This window comes from Pseudomonadota bacterium (genome assembly GCA_027624715.1).
Taxonomy (GTDB): domain Bacteria; phylum Pseudomonadota; class Gammaproteobacteria; order Burkholderiales; family Eutrophovitaceae; genus Eutrophovita.
This window is the reverse complement of the sequence record JAQBTV010000019.1, coordinates 1-15,805: the sequence shown is the minus strand read 5'-3', so window position 1 is coordinate 15,805 and position 15,805 is coordinate 1. Positions and strand designations below refer to the sequence as shown.

The window sequence follows — 15,805 nt, the reverse complement described above, 5'->3', positions numbered from 1 at the left end:
AGTTTTTCCATGGCAGGAAAATCATTGGCCATCTGAGCTGCGTAGCGTGCATCTTCTGCTTTGACGACTTCATCGCTGTTTATAGCATCACAGGTCGCTGCAATGACAGCATTACTGGCACCGAACGCGAGCACAACCAGACAAAGAACAACTGAACGAATAGTTAACATGGGGATCTCCTAAATTTTTATTTCTTGTTGTTGAGTTATTGTTGAACTGTTGTAGCATTATTTTCCAATGATAAAATGCGGGAATAAAAAGTCGCCTTTAGATAGTTTTTAATGTTTATTAATAACCTGCAGCGCAATCGACCAGGGCCTAGGATGACTGACTCTATTCCATCCTACAAAAGCAATACAAGAACTGTTGCGTAGCCCCCATTGGGGTTTGATGAAGCTCTGTTGAAGTATTGATTAGTTTGAATGTCTTACCAAACTGCCCATGAAGATTTTCTGAGTCATAGCGAACCACATCTAAACCGCTACACTTTTCTGGGCCTTCAGGGCCAAAGGTAGACATAATGACATAGCCACCATGCTTTACTGAGCGCATCGCATGCTCTACATACTTCACCCGCTGAGCCTCTTCAGTTAAAAAATGAAATACGGCTCTATCGTGCCAAACATCAAAATAGCCTTGAGGCAATGATGCCCGTGTAATATCAGCGCAATACCAATGAACCCTATCCGCTTGTTTGCCAATACGAGCTCTAGCTACATCAATTGCTTTTTGAGAAATATCCAAAACACTGATGTCCTCATAACCTTCAGACAAAAGATCGTCCACTAATGTGGCTTCGCCGCCGCCAATATCAATAATGGCAGCACTCTTATTGCTGCTTGCTTGATGAATAAGATTTAATGATGTCTCAAGGTGCGGCGCATACCAACTCACCGCATCTGGCGCCTTGGCGTCGTAAACCTTCTCCCAATGTTCTTTGTTATTCATAATTACCTTTCACATAATTATTTCTTTGATTCTATGCCCTTTTACGAATATGTGGGACTATTTGAAGACGCATAGGTGATGCTCGTTTTCTTATGTGCGAAAGACGAGGTTCGCTTTGCTGAGCACGATGCCGAATAAGAGTGAGATCTTGAGTGAGCGAACTTGTTTTATCAGGAGCGAAAATGTTTTGGTTAGCAGACCTTATTTTAGCGATTCACTTCGCGTTAGCTGCTTTTGTGACGTCGGGATTGCTACTGATTCCAGTGGGTGCAATTTGCGGTTGGCAATGGGTACGCAACAGGATTTTTCGTACTGTGCATGCAGGGTTGATGGTTTTAGTGGCGGCCGAGGCAGTGATTGGCATGACCTGTCCACTCACAACCATTGAGGCTTATCTGCGAGGTACTGAGGCTCAAGAGTCTTTTGTGGCTCATCATCTCAGCCGCTTGTTATACTGGGACTTGTCACTCAGTTTCTTTTTGTCGTTATATATGGCGTGCTCTGTCTGGGTGATGTGTTTATGGTGGTACTGTCCCCCAATTTCCCCGAAAGAGCATTAATCATATTTCTGATGGGTTTTCGCACAATTCAATCCTTCAACAGCAACTTGAGGAGCAACAATTCGAATCGGGCATGAGGATGGCTTTAATGGGTAGATGAATTATTCAGATCTTCTAGGTTTGACAACCCTAACAAAACCAATCGCATCGAGTCGACTGATTTGAGTGTCAGTAAGCTGGGATTTATTTCTTTTTGCTCGTTGGGTTTTAGCCCACACGCCCAGATTCATTCCATCCTCAATAAAATCCTTAAATCACTAGACAATGTCCTTCACGTACTTTGAAATTTAGGAGTGCTCTGAAACCGGCCTCCCATTGTTCATCAATCGGATCTCAAACAAAACCTATCGCATCGAGCCGACTGATTTGAGTTCTGACATTGTCTTAATCCTGAAACAAATACCTTATAAGATGCGGCCCTTAACTGATAACTTAACTTTTTATAGGGATATAAAGCTTGAAAAAATCAAGGGGAAATAAATGAAAATTAAATCGCTTCGATTAATACTTACGGCCGTATTTTTTATAGGTATGTTACCTCAACAGGGTCTAGCTGACGGCCACAAAAAAACCATGTGGGATGTGATCACGAATGATGATCGATTTGCGACTTTTGCGGTGATGATTGAGAACGCGGGGGTTCAACACTTATTTAATGGGCAGACGGCAATAAACGCTACGGTATATATCCCGACCAATTTTGCCTTTTCAACGATGCCGCAAGCTATGACCTCAGCACTAAGATTCCCCGAAAATAAGGGCCCGCTGATTAAATTGATTAAAAGTCACTATTTCATTGGTACGGTGAATAACATGAAAGAAGGCGAATACTTCATGACGACCAACATTAACGGTGACCAAATCAGAATTGACATTGACAAAGAAAAAAATCTGTATGTTAAAGACATGATCATTCAAAGCGAGCCGATCATGGTTGGGCGCAATAAGATCATTCCTATTGAATGTGTGATGTTTGTTCAACCCAGCACATCTGACTATCGCCTTAGCTTAGAACAGCAAGAGGAATTTGGACTTACTTCATGTTGCTTGAGAACCATAAACGAAGTATCCGCGTTTGTGAGAAATAACAACTTTGAGATGGACCAAATTGATTGAGTTTAAAATTCTTATATGAAACCGTTAAGTCAAACGAAATAGGGTAGAGGGTTGTTCATCTGAGTCCCCTCACCCTAAACGCCCACACTCAGCAAAAAAGTCAAAGATTTCTAACTTTAAGAATTACTTACTGACCGATGGGTTTGGCCCACTGAAACTATCCATCATTGATCAAAGACTACTCTCCGACTACTACAATTGAAGAGACCGTTAATTTAGCGAAGCTAGCCGACGAGCTTGGATTTCACCGATACTGGATCGTATGGCACAACAACATGAGAAGTTTGGCGATCTCCGCTCTTGTCAAAAAGTCTTAGTCAACGCAATCGGACAGCAAACTAAGCAGATTCGAATCGGAACTGGGACTGGGACTGCACTTCCGCGCTACTATAGCTCGGCTAATTTTAGATTCGGCGCAGACTCATACTTCGCCGTTTTACTAATGCCGGGCGGGATGTGACATAAGTGTCTTTGTGGCCCGAACAGGCGCCCCACCATCACAGACATAAGTATATATCTTAGACTGTATTGCAGGTGATAGCGCCGCGGCAATCATAACTAGAACCGCCATCGCAGATAGCGCGATACAGGCCCAATGATAGTAGGCGCAGAATCAATGTAATAGTACATATTGGTGCTAGTATCGTAATTACATGATTTATTTGAACTAGTCATGATGATAAGTATTCGTGAACTTGCTACAGGCGTAGCCTATTAAATTTAAACTTTCATAACCTCGATGAAACAACTAAATCCAACAATTCTTATAATCAATTCTGTAAAAGAATCATTAAGTAATGAATGATTTCCTTTTTGCAATGTTTTTCTCTAAGCTTTTTTGTAACAAAAAATGATAATCAACTCTTTTGCTGGATGATTTTTCTGCCACAGCGTGCTGTTAAACAAATTGCCCAGCCAAATCTCACTTCTCCATATTTCATGATATTTATTTGATTTGAATTTTGTTAGTCGATCTGCTAGTTACTTAAAAATGAAAATAATTTTCAATACTGGTGTTTTTGGCCGGCACGGCATTGAAAATGCCTTGGTAAATTTAATGCTTGAATTACCTCAAGCTGAGCATCAATACATGCTTCATCAAATTTACGAGTTAGATCATTTAAGTCCTCTCATAGATAAGATCACACACGCACTAGTACAAGAATGCAGCTTACCCAGAACTAGCTTTTGGGGCAATATACATATGAATCGAAAAAAATCTATTTTTCATAAACTACTCGACTCAATCGGGTTGCTGAGAATACATAGCCTCGTTGCCAAACATATCAATCAACATCATGCGGATATTGTTGTTGACTATGATCTCTCTCTATTAAGATCTGCTCATTTAATATCAGCCCCAAAAATTGGATTTTTCCACTTTAGACCCAAACGTTTTAGAAATGGTGGCGCCAAAAAGTTAGGCCGCATAGGTAAGCGCCTCAAGCACTATCAAAAGCTTGTCGTGTTATGTGACGAAATGCATCAAGAGGCATGCGATATATGGCCACACCTTAAAGATAATTTAATTGTTCTGCCTAATTCTATTAATCACAACAGTTTAATTCAAAAATCTGAAGAAACAATCTACACCCCCCCCAACATTGATGCAGGAGGCTACTTCATATCAATTACTAGGCTAACTCATCAAAAAAATATTCATTTACTACTTAAATCCTATAAAAATGCAAGGAATCTTGGCTGCTCATGGCCTTTAGTAATTATCGGCGAGGGTGAAGACAAAGAGAAATTAATTCAACTAAGCAATGATTTATCCTTAACGGAAAATATTTTCTTTTTTGGCTACAAAACCAACCCATACCCGTACCTGGCAAATGCAGGCGCTTTTGTGATGAGCTCTCGGGAGGAAGGATTCCCGGTTAGTTTACTAGAATCTATGGCCTTGGGATGCCCGATAATTTCATTGGCATGCCCAACAGGTCCCACAGACATACTGCAAAATGGTGCGTTGGGAAGACTCGTCCCGTTCACAGAAGATAATCCCAGAGAATTAGGTTTAGCCATGTTTGAAATGAGCGAAAGTAGTCCTCTTAGAAACACTTACGCAAAAGAAAGTAAGTTTTTTGCTCAAAAGTACTCTTCCTTAGAAATTGCTGATCAGCTAATGAATTTTCTGCGGGAAATAGCCGAAAACCATAGGTCTTAGCATATTCAGTAAATTCAGTTTAACGAGTTCCTGTATTTTTGAATATTAAGAATATTATTTAAGTCGATCAGAGTATTTTGCCAAATAAAACCACTCCTGATTGACCTGGGCCTTCGTATTCGGAAATACAATCCACCCATCCTGATCGGCAGTTAACACGCTGCCATCTTGTCGATGGGCGATGACCGCGCCTCGTTCGATTGCCTCAAAACTTAGCCAATCTCGGTTGAAACTATCCCCCGCATTAAGTCGATCGAACACCCGGTAAAGGCGTATTACCTCAGGTTGTTTGACGGGTATCGGTTTCGCATCTGACGTCATGCCTAAGTGCGCAAGTGTATTGCGTATGGCCTTGTAAGCAGTCAGCGGTGCTCCATCATCAGAGTGCTGCCCACACTCAAGCGTCACCGCGATACCGCCTTTGCGTCGCATGGTTTCTGTGGTGCCGATACCGTAATCAACATGAGACTCAACCCCACGTGCTCGACGATCCCGAACACCTTGAGCATACGTCTCAAGCCAACCTTCAACAAAACGATCAGTCCCTAAGCACAGCGCCATTGCCTCTTCCTGTTGAGCCAGCGCGATCGGTTCCAACGCACCCGTATTATTGGAAGCACCGATTAGCGCGAATGGAATACCAGGTGCCTGAAATGAATGCAGATCAAGCAATACATCGTGTTGCTCAAGCATCGGACAAAGGACATTACATATGAAGTCTTCAAAGTCTTGTGGATTGTCACTAACACGCATATTCCGGTTCAGGTTACGGTCGCCGTGACGGCGTTCAAGCTGAAATGCAAGTGGATTGGTGATCGGCACCATAGTGAGAGCACCTTGCTCAATACAGACTTCCCCACTTTCAATCTCTTGTTGTAAACGCTTGAGTGCTTTCGTCCCACAGGTCTCGTTTCCGTGCACAGCACCCAAAATAATTAGCTTTGGTCCTGGCCGTAAACCGACAAACTGATATACAGACAAGCCGGTAGGCTTACGAAGTTCCTTCATAATCCACCCATCATAATATTTCGTCTTGTTTCAATGTTCGCATCATATAAAAAGCTCCACAACGCGTTACCCTCTGCTCTGCGCGGTATACCTGATATCAATTAGGTAATTTAGCTTTTCGAAGATACGGTGTCAGCGTCTCAAAGCTACCAAACTTTGCTTTAGCATCCATGTCACTGACAGCCGCAGGTATAACAATATCATCACCCACTTGCCAATTAGCTGGCGTTGCCACGCCGTTCGTTGCAGATGTCTGAAGCGCATCAAGCGCTCTAAGCACTTCTGCAAAGTTACGACCAACCGTCATCGGATAGGTCATGGTGAGCTTGAGCTGCTTATCGGGTCCAATAATAAAAACTGAGCGCACGGTGGCACTGTGAGCCGGCGTTCGGCCATCTGGCATATACGCTTCAGCAGGTAACATATCGAACGCTTTCGATACGGCAAGATTGTCATCGGCGATGATTGGAAACTGAGCCTTTACACCACCCACCTTTTCAATATCCTTTTTCCAATTTCGATGATCCTCTGCGCTATCTACCGAAATACCAATCACTTTGGTACTGCGCTTGTCCCACTCATTCTTAAGCTGAGCAACCGCCGCAAATTCAGTAGTACATACGGGCGTAAAGTCCTTCGGGTGTGAAAACAGTATCGTCCAGCTCTCGCCCACAAAGTCATGCAATGAAGTCTTACCCTCATCAGTTTCCACTTTTAAATTAGGTATTATGTCGTTAATTCTTAGGCTCATATTTTTCTCCTGTAATATCGCTCTCGGGCTAGTACAAAATACACACTTATCATGCCACTACATAACCTGGCTACGTTTTCATATTTCGCTTCCAGGACATATATTACACTGAGTAAATCATGAGACGATATTTATAATGGTATTTTTCTAATATCTAGTAACGACTCCAACTGCTTCAAGTTAAACCGATATATTAAATCTATTAATTAACCAAACACCAGTTAAGTCTGCAGGCGCGTAGCAAATAGTTTCTCATAGAGGAATTAGTAATTTTAGTAAGTTATTTTCTGTTCATTTTCTTGAGCGGTTTAATCAGCTCAAACGCTGAGTTTATAATATGATTTCTTCTGCGCATAAACACGCCATTATCCTTGAAACTCAAACCACATAAATTCAGTCTAGAGCCCAATTTCACTGAGATCGATCAGGTGGAAGAGGTCATCAGACGACAGGGCTACGCGTACATTGCCCCAGGTGACCTCTTTGGTCTCGTTAACACAACCACAAAAGAACTCCAAGCGCTGACTGACTCGTGGCACCACCTGACGCTAGATGAGTACCTAAAGGACGGAGGTAAATACAGAAAGCGACGACACGCGAGCCTAAAACTTCACCAATCTGAGGTAGATGTGGTCCCACAACGGGCCCATTGGCAACCGACAACCTACAACGCACTTCATGGCGGCATGCACCGATGGTTCGATCCCATTACTGCGGACGTTTTATCTTCGAAATTTTTTAAAGAATTGCTGACTTGGTTGGCCAAGGTAGCTGAACACATTGACGGCACAAAATTCTGGTATGGCGAGGCACATCAATTTCGTATTGACACGACTGACGGCATTGGTCGGCCTACGCCAGAGGGAGCGCATCGAGACGGCGTAGATTGGGTTGCCCTATGCCTGATTGAGCGACATAACGTGACGGGCGGTGAAACGCATATCTTCGAAGTGGACACCATGAATGGACAACGATTCACCATGTCTCAGCCATGGAGCCTTCTCATACTCAACGACAGGCGAGTCATCCACGAGACGACACCAATTCAGCCCAATGGCACAGACGGCTGGCGTGACACACTGGTGATTACCCTTAGGGCAGAAGGTTTTCTCGATGATACCCCTGAGAACCAAAAGCTACAGTCCAAGACAATCTCATAAAGATTACCCTCACAAAATGGTGCATCGCAATAGTGCGTATGTTAAAGAGGGCATACTGTTTTGGTGCCAATACCGAGTCTCCACCGTATAAAACGTCCCATTTTAACCTGGTACGCTAATTGCTTTACTCCAAGGTGAGGCTGCACTGAACCTCAAATTTCACAACCTTGGAGAAATAGAACTAATGAAAAAATATGCATTAACCACAGCAACACTTCTAACCGCACTATCTGGTGCCGCACTTGCAGCGGATATTGGCGGCGGCTTAAACCTAAGCGGTAACCTTGGAATGGTATCCGAGTATTACTGGAGGGGACAGGACCAAAATCGTAGCGACCCAGCAGTCCAGGGTGGTTTTGATTTGGCTCATGATTCTGGACTTTACTTAGGCGTTTGGAGTTCTGCTGCCGGCGGTACCGCTTCCTCAGAGGTGGATGTCTACGGTGGCTTTGCGGGAAAAATGGGTCCCGTAAGCTATGACGTAGGCATGATCACGTATCAGTATCCAGGCGTAGGCTCACCAACCAACACAAACCCAAGCTTTGAAGAGGCTTACCTTAGCCTAGGAACCACTGTTGCCGCTGTTGACTTTGGTGTCAAGTATTACGGAGCTCAGTCAGATGACAATGATGCAACAGAGTTCAGCATTGGTAGTGAATTCAAAGGAGTCAGTGCCTCATATACCCTAGGTAGATATGAGAAAACTGGGGACTACTACTCACTCACAATATCGAAAGAAGTCTTAGCGGCTTACCCAATCGAAATCGCTCTTACACAGACCGAAATGGACTTTGATAGCCTTACAGCTACAGATGACGATGCGCTGATCTTCAGCGTGTCTAAAGGGTTCTAAGCCTCTCTCTTAAGTACATAATATCTCCTCAATGAAGGTCGGCTAGAAGCATCCAGCTTCTAGCCGATTTTTCATAGCGATGATTGCTAACCTCGATATAGTTATGATCGAGAGACCATATAAAAAGAGTTGACAGGCTGCAAACTAACCGTTGTCAGGATTTAAGCGTTTAGCGTAAGCTTTGCTCCTATGCCCTCAAACTCATCACTGGCCTCTTCATTGTTCTGGTCTGCGATTCTTGCAGCCAGCCATGCAAACGCTGCCTCAGAACTGATTTCAGATTGCGACGTGTGTCCTACCCTTGCGGTCATCCCCGCCGGAGAAATAGACATACGACTGCCTCCAGGCGCATTGGGGCGAGGTCATAATGTTGGCTGGTACCGGCGGGTTATTTTTTCCCAACCATTCGCTGCGGGTATCTATGAAGTGACCAACAGTCAGTGGCAGGCCTGCATTGATGACGAAGGATGTGACCGTCTTGACGTTGACACGACCCTCTTGGGACAACACCCCGTCACACAAGTGAATTGGAAACAGGCCATCAAATATACAAAATGGCTGTCTAAAAAAACTGCGTTCAACTACCGGCTCCCTTCTAATACAGAGTGGGAATATGCTGCGAGAGGTGATCTGGGTATGAATCGATACTTCAATCTAGAGCCTGAACGCGTTTGTAAATATGGTAATGTCTATGATCGAACTGCAGAGTCGGAGCTGGGTTACGGCCTCGACACCCTACCTTGCGACGATGGCCAGGTCACTCTATCCAGGGTCGGACAGTTCTCAGTGAACCAGTTCGGATTATACGACACCATTGGCAATGCATACGAATGGACGGAGGATTGTCCCAGCCCGGGTGGTCAGGGTCGTGGTGGATTTCCAACTACCGGCAAACCATGGCTCGCAGGCGACTGCTCCCTACGAGGGTACCGGGGTAGCTCCTGGTTATCCAACGAGCCCTATTATTTAACTGAATCAACTCGGTTTAAACATTTCATCTCGAGCGAGGAAGATCTCGGTTTTCGAGTTGTTCGTGACTTGTCAGAATAAAACGTCTTTTATTCGACCTAACGCCTAATCGCAGCGCGCGCCTCAATGACATCATCACGCATATTCTGAGTCAACATCTCTCCTGATTTTTTACCCTTCATTAAGGCCCGTGCCGTCTCATACTTTGCGTCATTCCAAAACATCAAGCAACCATTACAACCACGTCCGCAGCATCCACGAAGCCCTTTGCTCGTCGTCTTGGCACGCTTATTTAGTGTTTCAATACTGATGGTGTTTTTTAGTCGCTGTACCGCGTCTCCATAGCGCTCAGGAGAAGACCGACCCAACTCAATTTTCTGTGTCAACTGATCAAGACGTATGCGTTCCCACTCTTCATCAGTCAATAAAGACTCTTTTCTCACGACTGTAAACTCCGGAAATTTTCTCAGTATATCCTCTGAGCTCTCCCGATCAAATGCCGATAAAGGAATCCGTATTTTGCATTCAGGGCCGCCATGAATAACTTCTTGCGGTCCGTCCATACCCAACACCTCGAACTCATACAAACGCAGCAGTACCGGCTCATCCTTGGAGTTTGGTGGAATGAATTCGAGCACATCCCCTGATCGAAGTTTATTCTTAACCTCCATGATTAATGCATCTTCTGTGGCCGAGCGCACAATGCCGCCAAATTCCCAGGCGGCAACGCTGTTCGTATTTTCATAATTGTGTGCGTAATTTGTGACGCGCCCTTCATGAAAAGCCAACGTATAACCGCGATTACCGGTCATCTCAAGTTCACGCATATACAGACGATAATCCCAGACGTCTGGATCCTCATAATAATCATCAATCGCCCGACGATACGCGCGCGCGGTGGTCGCCAAGTAATAAGGGCTCTTACCACGACCCTCGATTTTGAGACTATCCACCCCAATTCTTAAGTAATCATTGAGCTTCGGCATCAGACACAGATCCTTTGAATTGAGGATGTATGACCCGCGGTCATCCTCCTCAATTGGCATTAAATCCCCTGGTCGGTGTCCTTCCTCGAGTACAAACTCGAAGAGCTTCATATTTTCTTCGGAGAGCTCAAGTTCTTTAATCGTGCCATCATTTAAGCGCAAGCGGACCTTATATTGCCACCGACAACTGTTGGCACAATTTCCCTGATTAGCACCTCTTTCGGCCATAAAATTAGAGAGCAAACAGCGACCTGAATAGGTCATACACATGGCACCATGAACAAATGTCTCAAGACGCACATCCGTGCACTTTTCCCGAATCTCTTCTAGCTCAGAAAACGTCACTTCCCGTGCCATAACAATCAGTTCAGCACCTTGGTCTTTCCAGAACTTGACAGTCATCCAGGAGCAAACATTCGCCTGGGTAGATATATGAATATTAAATTCTGGAGCGTACTCACGAAGGTAATGAAAAACACCAGGATCTGAGACAATAACCCCATCTGGTCGCACCTCTTTCAACGTATCGATATACGCGTCGAGCTTTAGAATATCTTTGTTATGCGTAAAGATATTCAGAGCCAAATAAACGCGAACATTACGTGCGTGCGCGAAGCTGATCCCTTCCTTAATATCTTCAAGGGTAAGCTGAGACTTAGTCCGCATAGACATATCCGGTGTACCCATATAAATGGCATCCGCTCCATATAGGACAGCTACTTTGAGCCGTTCCAGTGAACCAGCTGGCATCAGCAGCTCTGAACGACGTACCGGCGCATTTTGCATACTCAACTCCTGGAAACTAAATTAAACAAAACTATTGTGCGCTTAGTCGCTAACAACGCAGACCCAGTCTTACCTCGAATTGTCGTCAGCTTGTAATAACAGCGCACTCAGCGCAGTGAACATCAAAATCAATAAGCATTTAAATGTGTTCATACCGATACTCGAAGCCACGAAGACACACAAAATAATTATAGATTACAGACCACATACAACACTGTCTCATTTAACCACTTATGCTATCAAAAACACAGGCTTAGTAGAACACCATCTTAGGTATTAAATATAAAATGAACCGTACAGGCCTAAAGTATCAGAAATATGACACGCTCAACCCCGACCAAATGGTATCCACTCAACGATGGGTTTACGCTTACCGAACAAGCAAATGAACGATCAAAATCAAAATAAACTAAACTCTAACAATTACAGATCAATTAAGTAGTTCTTAAAAAAATTTAATACTCAAACGGAGGAAATATGAGGTTTTTGAGAGTTCTAGGGCTAGTACCTATAGTCGCGTTACTCACCCTGATGACACAACCGGCCAGCGCTGATCATCATGGCGGCAGTAAAGTGATCATGAGGGGTAATCTCGTAACGGCCGACCCAGAGACAATCAAGTGGGAGCGTAATGGCTTTACACCATGGGGCATGCACCTGATCGTGATCCACGGAGATCCTCAAAAACCTGAGCCCTACACCTTCCGTGTCAAAATGCCCTCCGGCTACAAACTCCCCCCACATAAACACAAGGATCAACGAACGGTGACCGTTTTAACAGGGACTTACTGGATCGGTAGTGGTGAGCAATTCGATATGAAAGCCATGGAAACCATGGAAGCAGGGGCATTCTACATTACAGAAGCCAATACCCCTCATTACGCCTGGGCACGAACTGAAGTGATTCTCCAGGAATCTGGATATGGACCGACAGATTTATCATGGATTAACCCAGAGGATGATCCAAAATATCAAAAATAGTTGTGTCACAAAAGGTCGATAACATCCGGCCTTTTGGAATTCACCTGACCTGGCTGCAAATCAAATCAAAAGTAGTGCGCGCATGCCCTTGGTCTTTAATCGACAACCACATTTGTCTCGACATGTGGCCAGAAGACCACACAACTTCACCGGCCTCATCCACCATATCAATTTGCGTAATGCGATTAAGCTCCCGCACACAATCTAATTCGAGACGAGCTTTAGTGATTTTAAATGCAACCTGCTTATCTTCCTCAAACTTGTCCGACATCACACGTGTGTAGACCCCTTTTTTAATGACATTTATATTTTCTCCTTCAACCCGCATTGAATCGATATCCACGTAGTACTTAGCCTCCGCATCTGCCCCCACATCAACCCATGCTTCTGCTGACACAAGAAATGGTAAGAGAAAAACCATAGAAACCAGATAGTTTGAGCGCATAGATCTACCTATTTACCTTTAAACTTGTTTAAGCTTTCTTAGTTTCGCGATGAGTGCCGAAGTCAGCTCATCAATTGATGACAGAAGTTCTGGTGACAGTGTACCACTATCGGAGAAAACTTTACCCGCATGCGCCATCGAAAATGGTCGGGGAAGAACCATAACACCAAGATATTGCAACTGAGTGGTTAAGGCAGTCATAGACCGTACACCACCACTTCCTCCAACGGTTGCAGACATTAGTCCGGCTACCTTTCCATCATAAGATGACAATATCGGATCTTCAAGACTGCTGCGTCTTGATAACCAATCCAAGCAATTTTTCAATACTCCAGGAAAAAAGCCATTATATTCAGGCGTTGCAATCATCAGCCCATCGGCATCCATGAACTGTTTCTTTAATGCTTGGACAGCGCTCGGCAACCCATCACGCGCCTCTAGATCAGCATCGTAAAAAGGTACAGGCGTTTTACTTAAATCTATCTCAGACACAACCGCTCCATGACGCTCTGCGCTACTGAGCGCTAACGCTAGAAGTCTTTTGTTGAAGGACTCCTTACGAAGACTACCTGATACACCTAATATTTTTAAATCTTTTTTTTCCATCATATTTCCAATCTTTTTCTCACATTATCGCTCATCTGAATCTCAACGGATTCATGCGTGCCTTCAAGCTACGCTCTACTGGACAAGACAGCCCAAGTAACTCAGACACCAACACTTCCGCAGCTAAGGGCCCCCAGGTAAAACCCTTAGCCCCGAGTCCTGTTAGTGCATATAGCCCGGGACCTACAACCCCTACATGAGGCATTCGATCGTACGTGGCATATCGAACACCCACCCAAGCCTCAGTAACCGTTTCCTGCGCCCCACGATGAGTCGCACCTAAAACACGATCTAAACGCTGCATATTCTCCAGATTATCTTCATAACGATATTCTATCGAATCACTGTCAACATCAAAGGTTCCAGAGGACCATACACTACCCTCACCCAACCCAGCGACGTAACCAGCACCGCATACCGCCCCATCAAAGGATAGATTTAAGCCAGAGATCTTAGTTGCTTGGCCACGGATGCTTTGTAGTTTCATTTTAACCTCAGGTAATAATTGTTGAATGCTCTGGGCATTTGCCAAAACCAGAGGACTTGTCACGTCAATTGAACCTCCCGCAATATCGAGCTCAAAGTGATCATTGCGATTAGATATCCTCGACACAGGGGAGTCTGTCAATAACTCTATAGATTGCCTACGCAAAAAAGTGGCAAAACCAATTTGGCACTCTCTTAACTGACCGGCCGTAGCCATCCCGATGCCACGCCCACCAAAGCTCTTGATATCGTCTGCACCATAATCAAGTATTCTTAGCACCTCCTCACCAAGATCGAGACGCACCATCGCGTCACACATCTTTTTCCACTCTGCATCGGACTGAGGTAATTGGACTGCTCCTGTTTCAGACCAACCAATTGCCTGCAATCGTGAGAGCGATCGATAAAATTGAACAGCATAGAAGTACGCGTACCAACTAAATTGTCCTCGCGGACCAAAATCGAGAGATACCGGAGGACGTACTAGTGGCAATGGGTTACTAGAACCCTGCCCCATTATCGTCTGACATGATTCAATGATTGTAGTGTCGACGCCTAACTCACTAGTGCGCAGCGCCACAGAACAACCGGCAATACCAGCTCCAATAACCGTAACTGGATCGAAGGCTTTCCGTTTCGGTTTTGCGTTTTGAACAAAAATACCAAAGAGCATTTCTCGCTTTTGTCCAAATCCTTGCTTTCTTTGAATATCAAAGCCGGCATTCGTCATACCGTGACGCACCTCACCCGCGCTGCTGTAGGTGCTGAATGTTGCCCCCTCAGCGGCAAGACGCCTTAAACTGAAAAGTAATCCCGCCGTCCATAGATCATCATTTTTCCGAGGGGAAAAACCGTCTAGGTAAAACACATCCACCGATGCATCGAGCTCATTGATAGTAGACACCGCATCACCATAAATAAGAGTGAGTATCACCTTTGGATATAACCGAATGCGATGAAAGCCCGACATGACCGGTGGTAAGTTATTGATGAGTATATCCGCATGCGCATGGTCACCAATGACTGCATGCAAACACTGTCGAAGCGAATCCTTATCAAACGGATGTTTTTCAAATGCTATGTAATCCAATACGCAATCATTGGCAAAGACTGCATGAGCGTCCAGAGTTGCCAACAAGTTCAAACCAAGGCCAAATCCAAATTCAAGTATCGTGATTTTATGCTCGTGACGGAACCTCTCAGATAGATGGTTCGCCTCAACAAAAACATATTGCTTTTCTGCTAGACCACCAGACTTTGAGAAATACACATCATCGTAATCACGGGAATACATAACCCCGTCTCGGATCTCATAATTTGCCGGCACAATGGAGACTGGCCACGAAGCACGTTTCATCAATTGAATTGTTTTTTTAGTTTAGGCGATAATGTTAGCTCTCAGTTTAAACCGAATAACCGATAGCTATGAACACCTCGTTGAATCTGATATGACAAAGTTAGTAAAGCCTCTTTTAATGTACTGTCTCTCAACCATAGTTTTTAGTGTCTATGCGATGACTCCAAAGTATCCATATGAACCGGTCGTGACTACTTGCCTAAATGAAGTCACACTCGTGGGGGAAGGACTCATCAGTACTGATACACAAATACCGTTACTGCGTTTACAAGCTGACCTCACAATATTAGAAAATACAGAGATTACCCATTGCCCCTCTATACCAAACATTAAATTTGTATTTCTTAAGTTTAATGAGGATGAATCGGTATTAATATTTAATAAATTGATTGGGACAAATATTTCGGTAACTGGCTCGATAAAGCCTGGTGATGCACATCACGTGAAACAAGTGACTTTAACAATTAGGACTATTGTTCCGATTGAGTAGTATAGGATCGATGAATATCGCAAACAAAAAGGCTTAGCAAAATGCTAAGCCTTTTTGTTTTTGGCGACCCCAAGGGGATTCGAACCCCTGTCGCCGCCGTGAAAGGGCAGTGTCCTAGGCCTCTAGACGATGGGGT

General features: G+C 44.3%; 16 protein-coding genes. 9 read left to right on the top strand and 7 right to left on the bottom strand.

All coding sequences use genetic code 11. The features are described from left to right. Window positions 1-333 precede the first annotated feature (333 nt). Window positions 334-948 (bottom strand): class I SAM-dependent methyltransferase, encoded by a 615-nt coding sequence (locus tag O3A65_08430; protein MDA1332487.1) that lies wholly within the window; start codon window positions 946-948, stop codon window positions 334-336. 182 nt (window positions 949-1,130) lie between these two features. On the opposite strand from O3A65_08430, the gene O3A65_08425 reads away from it, so the two are divergent. The 4 genes from O3A65_08425 to O3A65_08410 all read left to right on the top strand — a co-directional run bounded on the left by O3A65_08425 (window position 1,131) and on the right by O3A65_08410 (window position 4,791). Beyond that, a complete protein-coding gene (locus O3A65_08425) occupies window positions 1,131-1,508 on the top strand; it encodes a DUF2784 domain-containing protein (protein MDA1332486.1) in 378 nt (125 codons plus the stop codon). A 480-nt stretch (window positions 1,509-1,988) separates the two neighbouring features. Continuing rightward, on the top strand, window positions 1,989-2,624 hold the full coding sequence (locus O3A65_08420) for a fasciclin domain-containing protein (GenBank protein ID MDA1332485.1): 636 nt from the start codon (window positions 1,989-1,991) through the stop codon (window positions 2,622-2,624). A 262-nt stretch (window positions 2,625-2,886) separates the two neighbouring features. Beyond that, complete coding sequence (locus O3A65_08415; protein MDA1332484.1) at window positions 2,887-3,084, top strand: hypothetical protein; 198 nt, start codon at window positions 2,887-2,889, stop codon at window positions 3,082-3,084. A 531-nt stretch (window positions 3,085-3,615) separates the two neighbouring features. Then, a complete protein-coding gene (locus O3A65_08410) occupies window positions 3,616-4,791 on the top strand; it encodes a glycosyltransferase (GenBank protein MDA1332483.1) in 1,176 nt (391 codons plus the stop codon). A 54-nt stretch (window positions 4,792-4,845) separates the two neighbouring features. Here O3A65_08410 and O3A65_08405 read toward each other — a convergent pair whose 3' ends face one another. Both O3A65_08405 and O3A65_08400 read right to left on the bottom strand, forming a co-directional pair. Beyond that, the gene (locus tag O3A65_08405; protein ID MDA1332482.1) at window positions 4,846-5,799 is read right to left on the bottom strand and encodes a succinylglutamate desuccinylase/aspartoacylase family protein; all 954 of its coding nucleotides are present in this window, start codon (window positions 5,797-5,799) and stop codon (window positions 4,846-4,848) included. 97 nt (window positions 5,800-5,896) lie between these two features. Beyond that, window positions 5,897-6,550, bottom strand: coding sequence for a peroxiredoxin (locus O3A65_08400; GenBank protein ID MDA1332481.1), 654 nt, complete (start codon window positions 6,548-6,550; stop codon window positions 5,897-5,899). Between the two features lie 371 nt (window positions 6,551-6,921). Here O3A65_08400 and O3A65_08395 point away from each other — a divergent pair, with 371 nt between their 5' ends. The 3 genes from O3A65_08395 to O3A65_08385 all read left to right on the top strand — a co-directional run bounded on the left by O3A65_08395 (window position 6,922) and on the right by O3A65_08385 (window position 9,613). After that, window positions 6,922-7,710, top strand: coding sequence for a 2OG-Fe dioxygenase family protein (locus O3A65_08395; GenBank protein ID MDA1332480.1), 789 nt, complete (start codon window positions 6,922-6,924; stop codon window positions 7,708-7,710). Between the two features lie 184 nt (window positions 7,711-7,894). Continuing rightward, on the top strand, window positions 7,895-8,563 hold the full coding sequence (locus tag O3A65_08390) for a TorF family putative porin (GenBank protein ID MDA1332479.1): 669 nt from the start codon (window positions 7,895-7,897) through the stop codon (window positions 8,561-8,563). 189 nt (window positions 8,564-8,752) lie between these two features. Beyond that, window positions 8,753-9,613, top strand: a complete 861-nt coding sequence (locus O3A65_08385; GenBank protein ID MDA1332478.1) for an SUMF1/EgtB/PvdO family nonheme iron enzyme — start codon at window positions 8,753-8,755, stop codon at window positions 9,611-9,613. A 17-nt stretch (window positions 9,614-9,630) separates the two neighbouring features. Here the strand turns inward: O3A65_08385 and O3A65_08380 are convergent, their stop codons facing one another. After that, window positions 9,631-11,304, bottom strand: coding sequence for a U32 family peptidase (locus O3A65_08380; protein MDA1332477.1), 1,674 nt, complete (start codon window positions 11,302-11,304; stop codon window positions 9,631-9,633). Between the two features lie 477 nt (window positions 11,305-11,781). Here O3A65_08380 and O3A65_08375 point away from each other — a divergent pair, with 477 nt between their 5' ends. Beyond that, window positions 11,782-12,285: a cupin domain-containing protein gene (locus tag O3A65_08375; GenBank protein ID MDA1332476.1), complete on the top strand. Its 504-nt coding sequence runs from the start codon at window positions 11,782-11,784 to the stop codon at window positions 12,283-12,285. Between the two features lie 40 nt (window positions 12,286-12,325). Here the strand turns inward: O3A65_08375 and O3A65_08370 are convergent, their stop codons facing one another. The 3 genes from O3A65_08370 to mnmD are packed head-to-tail and all read right to left on the bottom strand — an operon-like array spanning window position 12,326 to window position 15,179. Next, entirely contained in the window at window positions 12,326-12,730 is a 405-nt protein-coding gene (locus O3A65_08370) for a hypothetical protein (GenBank protein ID MDA1332475.1), read from the bottom strand. A gap of 18 nt (window positions 12,731-12,748) precedes the next feature. Further along, on the bottom strand, window positions 12,749-13,339 hold the full coding sequence (locus tag O3A65_08365) for an NAD(P)H-dependent oxidoreductase (GenBank protein ID MDA1332474.1): 591 nt from the start codon (window positions 13,337-13,339) through the stop codon (window positions 12,749-12,751). Between the two features lie 28 nt (window positions 13,340-13,367). Next, complete coding sequence (gene mnmD, locus O3A65_08360) at window positions 13,368-15,179, bottom strand: tRNA (5-methylaminomethyl-2-thiouridine)(34)-methyltransferase MnmD (GenBank protein ID MDA1332473.1); 1,812 nt, start codon at window positions 15,177-15,179, stop codon at window positions 13,368-13,370. Window positions 15,180-15,366: 187 nt separating this feature from the next. On the opposite strand from mnmD, the gene O3A65_08355 reads away from it, so the two are divergent. After that, window positions 15,367-15,669: a hypothetical protein gene (locus O3A65_08355; protein ID MDA1332472.1), complete on the top strand. Its 303-nt coding sequence runs from the start codon at window positions 15,367-15,369 to the stop codon at window positions 15,667-15,669. Window positions 15,670-15,805 lie beyond the last annotated feature (136 nt).

Excerpts from the sequence above, each read along its gene's own strand:
- O3A65_08430 (MDA1332487.1), bottom strand. The coding sequence starts at position 948 with ATGAATAACAAAGAACATTGGGAGAAGGTTTACGACGCCAAGGCGCCA.
- O3A65_08425 (MDA1332486.1), top strand. The coding sequence starts at position 1,131 with ATGTTTTGGTTAGCAGACCTTATTTTAGCGATTCACTTCGCGTTAGCT.
- O3A65_08420 (MDA1332485.1), top strand. The coding sequence starts at position 1,989 with ATGAAAATTAAATCGCTTCGATTAATACTTACGGCCGTATTTTTTATA.
- O3A65_08415 (MDA1332484.1), top strand. The coding sequence starts at position 2,887 with ATGGCACAACAACATGAGAAGTTTGGCGATCTCCGCTCTTGTCAAAAA.
- O3A65_08410 (MDA1332483.1), top strand. The coding sequence starts at position 3,616 with ATGAAAATAATTTTCAATACTGGTGTTTTTGGCCGGCACGGCATTGAA.
- O3A65_08405 (MDA1332482.1), bottom strand. The coding sequence starts at position 5,799 with ATGAAGGAACTTCGTAAGCCTACCGGCTTGTCTGTATATCAGTTTGTC.
- O3A65_08400 (MDA1332481.1), bottom strand. The coding sequence starts at position 6,550 with ATGAGCCTAAGAATTAACGACATAATACCTAATTTAAAAGTGGAAACT.
- O3A65_08390 (MDA1332479.1), top strand. The coding sequence starts at position 7,895 with ATGAAAAAATATGCATTAACCACAGCAACACTTCTAACCGCACTATCT.
- O3A65_08385 (MDA1332478.1), top strand. The coding sequence starts at position 8,753 with ATGCCCTCAAACTCATCACTGGCCTCTTCATTGTTCTGGTCTGCGATT.
- O3A65_08380 (MDA1332477.1), bottom strand. The coding sequence starts at position 11,304 with ATGCAAAATGCGCCGGTACGTCGTTCAGAGCTGCTGATGCCAGCTGGT.
- O3A65_08375 (MDA1332476.1), top strand. The coding sequence starts at position 11,782 with ATGAGGTTTTTGAGAGTTCTAGGGCTAGTACCTATAGTCGCGTTACTC.
- O3A65_08370 (MDA1332475.1), bottom strand. The coding sequence starts at position 12,730 with ATGCGCTCAAACTATCTGGTTTCTATGGTTTTTCTCTTACCATTTCTT.
- O3A65_08365 (MDA1332474.1), bottom strand. The coding sequence starts at position 13,339 with ATGATGGAAAAAAAAGATTTAAAAATATTAGGTGTATCAGGTAGTCTT.
- mnmD (MDA1332473.1), bottom strand. The coding sequence starts at position 15,179 with ATGAAACGTGCTTCGTGGCCAGTCTCCATTGTGCCGGCAAATTATGAG.